This is a genomic window from Pseudoalteromonas sp. BSi20495 (assembly GCF_000241185.1).
In the GTDB taxonomy this organism is placed as follows: domain Bacteria; phylum Pseudomonadota; class Gammaproteobacteria; order Enterobacterales; family Alteromonadaceae; genus Pseudoalteromonas; species Pseudoalteromonas fuliginea.
In genome coordinates this window covers 1-8264 of sequence record NZ_BADY01000035.1, presented here as the reverse complement: position 1 = coordinate 8264, position 8264 = coordinate 1, and the positions used below count along the sequence as shown (strand labels likewise).

The 8264-nt window shown below is 39.7% G+C and carries 8 protein-coding genes; 6 read left to right on the top strand and 2 right to left on the bottom strand.

Going from position 1 to position 8264, the window contains the following annotated elements; genetic code table 11:
* Window positions 1-40 precede the first annotated feature (40 nt).
* Window positions 41-721, bottom strand: a complete 681-nt coding sequence (locus tag P20495_RS15090) for a Fe2+-dependent dioxygenase (RefSeq protein ID WP_007378971.1) — start codon at window positions 719-721, stop codon at window positions 41-43.
* 75 nt (window positions 722-796) lie between these two features.
* Window positions 797-2977 (bottom strand): TonB-dependent siderophore receptor, encoded by a 2181-nt coding sequence (locus tag P20495_RS15095; protein WP_008134679.1) that lies wholly within the window; start codon window positions 2975-2977, stop codon window positions 797-799.
* A 196-nt stretch (window positions 2978-3173) separates the two neighbouring features.
* Between P20495_RS15095 and P20495_RS15100 the strand changes: the two genes are divergently transcribed.
* The 6 genes from P20495_RS15100 to P20495_RS15125 are packed head-to-tail and all read left to right on the top strand — an operon-like array spanning window position 3174 to window position 8141.
* Window positions 3174-3947 carry a DUF3450 family protein gene (locus P20495_RS15100; RefSeq protein WP_008134677.1) on the top strand — a complete coding sequence of 258 codons (774 nt, stop codon included), beginning with the start codon at window positions 3174-3176 and terminating at the stop codon, window positions 3945-3947.
* Window positions 3947-5260 (top strand): MotA/TolQ/ExbB proton channel family protein, encoded by a 1314-nt coding sequence (locus P20495_RS15105; RefSeq protein ID WP_008134676.1) that lies wholly within the window; start codon window positions 3947-3949, stop codon window positions 5258-5260. Before P20495_RS15100 ends, P20495_RS15105 begins: the two co-directional genes overlap by 1 nt.
* Window positions 5253-5633, top strand: a complete 381-nt coding sequence (locus P20495_RS15110; RefSeq protein WP_007378976.1) for a MotA/TolQ/ExbB proton channel family protein — start codon at window positions 5253-5255, stop codon at window positions 5631-5633. The genes P20495_RS15105 and P20495_RS15110 overlap by 8 nt, the downstream gene beginning before the upstream one ends.
* 5 nt (window positions 5634-5638) lie before the next feature.
* Window positions 5639-6043 (top strand): biopolymer transporter ExbD, encoded by a 405-nt coding sequence (locus P20495_RS15115; protein WP_007378977.1) that lies wholly within the window; start codon window positions 5639-5641, stop codon window positions 6041-6043.
* A 1-nt stretch (window position 6044) separates the two neighbouring features.
* Window positions 6045-6701, top strand: a complete 657-nt coding sequence (locus tag P20495_RS15120) for an energy transducer TonB (RefSeq protein ID WP_008134675.1) — start codon at window positions 6045-6047, stop codon at window positions 6699-6701.
* 27 nt (window positions 6702-6728) lie between these two features.
* Window positions 6729-8141 (top strand): lipopolysaccharide assembly protein LapB, encoded by a 1413-nt coding sequence (locus P20495_RS15125; RefSeq protein ID WP_008134674.1) that lies wholly within the window; start codon window positions 6729-6731, stop codon window positions 8139-8141.
* Window positions 8142-8264 lie beyond the last annotated feature (123 nt).

Below are 8264 nucleotides of genomic sequence, written 5' to 3'. Positions count from 1 at the left end.
ACTTATATCTAAATCTAACACTTAATAACGAGTATCTTCGTTATGTCTGTGCCCACTGCCTAAGCAAATTATGATAAACCCCCGTTAACTGAATAATCTCAGGGCTATCTTCTACTTTGCTGCGCAAACTTTGAATCGACATATCTAAATCAAATAATAAACCACGTTTTTCGTCGCTGTTAACCATGCTTTGCAACCAAAAAAATGAGGCTAACCTTCGCCCACTTGTAACTGGCATTACACGGTGCAGGCTGGTTGATGGGTACAACACCATACTCCCAGCTGGTAATTTTACGCTGTGCGATCCATACGTATCTTCAATAACTAATTCTCCACCCTCATAATCTTCAGGCTCATTAATAAAAAGCGTCATTGATACATCTGTTCGTACTTTTACAGGCGTACCAGGAACCTGCCTAATGGCATTATCGACATGCACACCAAACGATTGTCCGCCTTGATAACAGTTAAATAATGGAGGAAATATTTTTGCAGGAAGTGCTGCCGACATAAACAAATTGCTACGAGCGAGAGCTGCCATAATAATGTCGCCAAGCTCTTGGCATTCAGGACTATTTTCAGGTAACTGTAAGTTATTTTTAGCTTTCGTTGATTGATGTCCAGCCGTAATACTACCATCTGCCCACTGTGCTTTTAGTAAAACCTCATGACAATAAGCAACTTCTTCTTTAGTTAACAACTCTGGTATTTTAACTAACATGTGCGCCCTCTCACATAATAAAAAGAAAGGGCAGAAATTTCTGCCCTTAATGATTATCTACTCTTAAAGTAAAGTTTAAAAAGAGTAACTTGCCGTTAAGCTAAACTTACGACCTTCACCAGGAACAAAGTGTCCGCCACCTAACTGGTTAACGTAATCTTTATCACCTAAGTTTTCAGCATTAAGCTGCAAGCTCAAATCTTTTGATACATCATACGCAACCATTAAATCAAAAATAGTATAGCTTGGAGCACGAGCGCGAGTAGACGATGAGCTACTGTAACGCTCACCTAAATACTGCATACCTGCACCAAATGATAATTGCTCAGATATTTCGTATGTTGTCCATATGCTCGCACTATTTTTAGGCGTACGTGGTAACTCATTGCCTATTTGAATAATATCGTCACCTGATGCTTTAGTTACTTCGCTATCTTGATAAGTATACGATGCAATAACGGTCCACTCTTTGGTGATTAAACCTGTAGCTGATAACTCTAAACCCTGAACTCGTTGTTCGCCATTTAATAAATCAGCTCGTGTATCTTCTGCAAATGGATCATCGGTACGAGCATTTGTTTTTTCAGTACGAAAAAGAGCTGCATTAGTTTGTAAGCGACCATCCATTAAGTTCCATTTCGTACCTAATTCATAGCTATTACTTTCTTCTGGATCAAGATCTGCTGTATTTCCGCGAGTAGATACCGTAATACCTTCGGCTGAAGGATTAAACGAATTACCTGCCCCAAAATAAATACTGCCGTTTTCTGTAGGTTTATAAACTACAGCTGCATTCCAGCTGAATAAGTCGTCACTTGTAGAAATTAAAGCACTTGGGTTCGCGTAATCGTAATGGTAATCCGTAGTAAAGCTATCAAAACGAATTCCGCCTGTAACTTCCCATTGCTTATTAAGGGTTACTGTATCAAATGCATAAATAGCTTGGTTTTTAGCTTTAGCTTCAATACTTGTACCGTTACGACCGTACACACCCGTAAATGCAATTGTTGCATCAGGATTGTATAAGTCGTTACGGATTCCATCTTCAATTAGATTATCAGCCGTAGTTGCAACAAAGTTATGGCGTGTAAACGTTTCGTTTGCAAGTTCAATACCCACTACAACATCGTGAGTAAAACCAGCAAACTCGTAGTTACCAATTAAATCAACTTGTAATGCAGCCAATGAATTTTCTGTATCACGTGTTTTTTCATCTGCAAAGGTAATATCTGTATCGGTTGTAACTGAAAAGAAACGTGGTGCAGTTGTTACCGATTCACGCTTAACTTTACCTAAACGGACTTGTGTACGTAACGTAGTATTTTTAGAAAAATCATACTCATGACGGGCAGTTGTTGAATAAGCTTCTATGTCTTCATAATCACGGTAAACGTTACCATAAAAGTTATCAAAATCGACTGGTGGTGGAGCGTATTCATTGCCAACTAGTTCAGCAACTGGGGTATCACTTCTAACCCATGCAATACCGTAATCTGGTAAATTATCTTGTCGTTGGTATTCAAAATTAAGATCAAATCGACTGTTGGTTCCAAGCCCTGTAGCCAAAGCAACAGCAATTGCATTTTTTTCGTTTTCAACATAATCACGGCCAGCAACATCACCTGAATCAGACAATAAATTAACACGTAATGCGCTTGTTTCGTTTACTTGAATATTAGTATCAAGACGACCACGGTAATCGTTTTCTGTGCCTAAACGTAACGAAACATCATTAAAGTTGTCTAATTTCGCCTTTTTAGTTTCTAGATTAACGCTGCCGCCTGTTGCACCACGACCAGAGACTGCAGAACCAGGGCCTTTAGCTACTTCAACGGCTTCAATGTTATAAACATCGCGAGTGTATCCAGCAACATCACGAATACCATCAACAAAAATATCACTTGCGGCACTAAAACCACGAATAGACATGCTATCGCCAGTAGGAGAACCACCTTCGCCTGCAGCTAAAGAAATACCTGATACATTGCGTAATGCATCTTGTAAACTATCTACGTTTCTATCTTTCATTACCGCTTGGTTAATTACAGTAACTGTTTTAGCCGTATCGAGTAGCGGTTGAGTATATTTATGCGATGTTGATTTTTCTACAACATAGCTAGACTCAGTTTTAGTTTGCGCTTTCGTTACCGATAACTCTTGAACATCCTGTGCACTCGCCCAAGTTGAAAGAGTGGCTGTAACAACCGCCGCAATTGGTTTTGCGTAGGTATTCCCTTTATTCGATGGCTTACTCATGGTTACTCCGAGGTTTAAACTAATTAGGTACATGTTGAATTTCGGCAAAATCCTACCACCGTCACAAATAAATGTAAACGCTAATTGTTATCAGTTGCATTGTCATACCTGTTGTTATATTGTATGCGCACTTAAAAATTAACAGTAATTGCTCCATGTAATTACTCGTCGTAACTTTCAGGGTCTTTGTTGAACAATGCGAAGTTTAATTAAACCAATCAGTATGGTTATCGCGCTTTGTTGCGCTATGACAGTGCAAGCCGATACCGTTAGCGAATTAGAACAACTCATCAACCAATGGCTGCAAATAGAAAATCAAAACAATAAATTAAATACTCATTGGCTTGAACAAAAAAGCAGTATGGAGCAAACATTAACGCTTTTAGATGCTGAGCAGCAGCAACTTAGCGAGCTTAATCAGCGTAGAAAAAAAAGCACCAGCGAGCTTACTCAAAAACGCGAACAGCTTGTTACTAAACAATCGGAGCTTGAAAACGATCAACAACAATTAAACGAACAACTTACACGCATTTCCCAGCAATTACTTTCATTACAAGTGCAATTACCTCCGCCACTTTTAAGTAGCTGGAAAAACACAGGTGATTTAACTAACTCACAACTAAATACCACAGATAAATTGCAAACAGCACTCAAGATGCTGGGGTTATTACGTGATTTTCAGCAAAGGATTTCTATACACGAAATGGCAATTCTGCACCCTGACGGCCAAGAAGTATGGGTAAAACAGCTTTACTTAGGTGCAGCCCAAGCTTGGTTTGTAAGTGAAGATTTAAGTTATGTAGGCATTGGCTTTCCAAGTGATTTAGGCTGGCAGTGGGAGTTCGATCCGAGTATTAACGCTGAGCAAGTTGCATTAGGAATAGCTGTTCAACAAAAAAAGCGCGCTGCTGACTGGGTAACACTACCTATCTTAAGTTATGCAAAAAATACACAAAAAGGGGCTAAATAATGATTTTCGCCCGCATCCTTAAAATAGCTAATATTTTAGCTTTACTCTTTAGTGCAAACATCGTTTTTGCAGCAAGCAGTGATGACGCGCAACAAAGTATTTTAAGTGACATTAAAACAGCTCAACGCGCGTTGAATAAAACTCAAAATAACATTGCCAAAGAGCAAGCCGCTCTTGCTAAAAATATATTTAACAAGCAGCAATCACTGAGTAAATTAGGTGAGCAGGCTGCCGTTAACCGCCGCCTTGCTGATGAAGATACTTTGAGTTTAAATCAGCTGCAAACACGCCTAGATACATGGCAACAGCAGCAACAATATCAGCTAAATTTGTTAAATCGATTTGTACGCCAAAATAGTAAAAACCAACACATTACTAATGATCAAAACGAATTGTTGAAACAAGTAGTATCACTTATTAATGACCAAAAACAGGCACTTTATCCACAATTTAAAAAGCAATCGGTTGTGCTAAGTAATGGCGAATTAAGCCAAGCGAATACCCTGCAAGTAGGCCCAGTTGCTTGGTTTAGTACACAAACCCCAAAACTAGCTGGATTACTCGATTTAGACGACAAATCTAACGCGTTAAAGGTAGCGCTAGTGCAATCTACGAGTGACGATAACCCTCTCGATAATACCTTAAAACAAAATGGCGTAGGATCTACACTCCTCACTTTTGATCCGAGTTTAACGCATTTAGTAACGAGTCAGTCTCAACAAGAAAGCCCGCTGGAGCATTTAGAAAAAGGCGGTTTATGGGCTATTCCTATTATTTTATTTGCCTGCTTTGCACTAACTATCGCATTACTGAAAGCAGCTCAGTTACTGCGTTTAAATAAAATAAAAATGCACTCGCAATTGCAATTACAGAAATTGTTTATAAGTAAAAATAGCAGCGAATTTAATGGCATGCAGCAACAGCTATTTAACCTAACCTTGCAAAGCGAAAAAGGCCAAATACGAGATGATCAGTTATTTAACCAACTTATCCACGATAAACACAAGCTCGATAACTTTATTGGTGCAATAGCCGTTACTGCAGCAGTAGCACCACTACTTGGCTTACTGGGTACTGTAAGCGGTATGATCGAAACATTCAAAATGATGACCTTGTTCGGATCAGGCGATCCTGAGGTCGTATCAGGTGGCATTGCACAAGCACTCATAACCACAGAACTTGGTTTAGTCGTTGCTATACCAGCTCTGGTACTAAACGCTTTGTTATCGCGTAAAGCTAAAGCCTATTACAGCCAATTAGAAGGCTTTGCATTACAGCTAAGTCAGCTAGATGAAGGAAAAAACAATGTTTGATCAAATCATTAGTAACCCTATTTGTTGGTGCATTATTTTACTGGCTTTATTTGTGTATCAATTGATTTTTCATGACTTACTACATCTGAAACATTATCAAACACAGCGCAAAGGTTATTGGCAAGAAGTAAGCTCTATTTTAACTGCGGCTTTGCCACTACTTGGTTTACTAGGCACAATTGTTGGCTTACTCGATACCTTTAAAGTTATGGCTCAGGGTCATAATGAGTTAATGAGTGATGCAATTGGCCATGCATTACTAACCACTCAACTTGGTCTGGTGTGCGCTATTCCAGCTTGGTTAATGCAAGCCTATTTAGCATATTCGCAGCGCAACCCTAAATTACATGCACTAAGTAAACAATTAGGGTAATAAGCATGCAATCACGTTTAAAACATCGCTTAGAACAAGAATCTGGCCAACATATTGATATGTCGCCGCTACTTGATGTGGTATTTATATTGCTAATATTTTTTATTGTGACTACGGTATTCGTACGCGAGAGTGGCGTTGAGGTTGATAAACCACAAGCCGTATCGGCCAGCCGTCTAGAACAACAAGTTATATTTTTAGCCATAACAGACACCCAACAAGTATTTTTTGATGGCAGCCAAATTGGTGTTGCTGGCGTGCGCAGCAGCGTTGAACAAATGCTAAAGCAACAACAGCGCCCTGTGGTTATTCAAGCCGATAAAACAGTACCTACCGAGCTGCTTGTTCAAGTGATTGACGAGGCAAAGCTTGCCGGTGCTGCACAAGTTAATTTAGCGACCAAACAATAATATGTACGCGATTACGCCGGCCCAAAAATCACGAAATATTCGTCATCCATTGTTTGCATTTGCGCTAAGCTTAATAGTACTTACTGCTGCATTGTTACTTTTATGGCTCGCTCAACTAGCTGAACATATAGTGCAAGATAAAGTTATTGTACGCGAGGTAGCTATGGTGGCATTACCGCCACCACCTCCGCCTTCAATACAACAGCAACAAGCAAATGAGCCTGCGCAAAGCTTAATGGTGGAAGGCGCTGGCGCTTCTATTCAAGCAGTTAAAATTAAAATAAAGAGTAAACTAAAAATTGTAAGACCCGATACGCCAAGTGTAAAAGTAAGTACGCCACAATGGCAATCGGTCAATGTAAATTGGGATGCACTTAGCCTAAACCAGCTCGACGGCCTACCCACTTTACTCACACCAGTAAAAGCATTACTCCCAAAAAGCTTAACTCGCCAAGGTATTGATACATTTACCGTAAAGCTCGATGTACTAATTGATGAGGGTGGCAATGTAAGTTTGATTGAAGTGGTGCAAAATCCGTATCCGTCGCTTAAACCTGCAATCGATAAAATAATTAAACAGAGTCGCTTTAGCGCGCCTAAAAAAGAAGGCGAAGTCGTACGCGCTCGCTTTATTTGGCCCATTGAATTTAAACCTTAAGCTTTAAGCCTTATTAAAATGAAAAATATGAACGTAATTAAAACGCTAAAACCTTTCACTCACGCATTACTAACAACTTTAATGTGCTCATTGCCTTTATTAGCTGTTGGTAATGTGAATGCAAACACAGTAAGTACTCCACTGAAAGTAATTTTATCTCCTAGCGATCCAACATGGCAATTGGCCATAAATAATAAATTACTTAGTCCTACTGAAATGCTTATTGAACCGACTGAACGTGGCTTTGCACGCCAAGTGCAACCATTACTACAAGCAGGTAATTATAACGAAGTAGCCGCGCTATTTAAAAACCGCGACCTCACGCAAGATAGCACCGCACTCAATTTATTGCGTGCTCAGGTTTTACTCACCTTAAAAGAGTTCGATAACGCCGAAAATGCATATTTAGCATGTTTAAAAGCCGCACCTAACTTAGTAAAAGCACACCAAGGCTTGAGTCTTTTATACATGCAACAAGCAAATTACAACAAGGCACAAACACACCTAGTACACAGTATTGAACAGGGCCAAGCAGATGCACAAAGTTATGCGCAACTTGCTTATATTCATATACAACACAGCCAGCCTTGGAGCGCAGTAGCCGCTTATCGTCAAGCACTGATGCTTGCCCCTGAAACGCCTCAGTACCAACAAGGGCTATTGTTTGCCTTAATTGAATCGGGCGATTTAAATCAAGCAAATGCATTATTAAAAGAGTTACTTAATAAAACACCTGATAATGCTCAATTGTGGTTACAACGTGCACAAATAGCACTGCAATTAGAGCAAAATAAAAAAGCACTTGCCGCCATTGAAGTGGCCTTAAAACTCAACCCTAAAGATACCAGTAACCAGCTTTTAGCAGCTCAGCTGCATTTAAGTGAAGGCAGCACTGAACGCGCTGTTAGTTTATTAAAGCAAGGTTTAAAACACGCCACTAAACAGCAGCAAGTTGAGGTTATTAATACCACGATGCAAACTTTAGGCTGGCTTGTATCTCAACAAAAATGGGATTTAGCTAAAGAGCTAATAGGCAGCGCAAAAAGATTAACTAAGCAGCTACCCCGTGATGAACAAGCGCAGTTTTCTGTATACAGCGCACAAATTGCTATGCAACAAGGTAATACTAAGCGCGCACTTAAAAGTTTAAACAACGCACTTAAAATAAACCCGAATTTAGGTGATGCTTTACTTAGTTTAGCGAGTATTTATCGTAGTAAAGGCCAACTAACACAAGCCAAACTTATGTATGTTCGTGCACAGGCACTTCCTGATTACCAACTATCGGCATGGCTTGGGTTATCGCAAATAGCAATTGATTCTAAAGACTACTCTAGTGCGCTGAAGCATCTTAGAAAAGCATTGCAAGCTAACCCGCAACGCCAGGATTTGATTATCAATATTCGTGCACTTGAAAATATTGTGCGCCAAGAAGGGTAAGTTTATAGCTTTAACGTGAGCAAGCCAGGCGTCTACATTTCCAGCCATTGAGTTTCCCTGTAGACGCACAGCTTGCTGGCGTGTAAAAACGCAGTTTTTAAAATAGCTTAATAACTAGAAGCT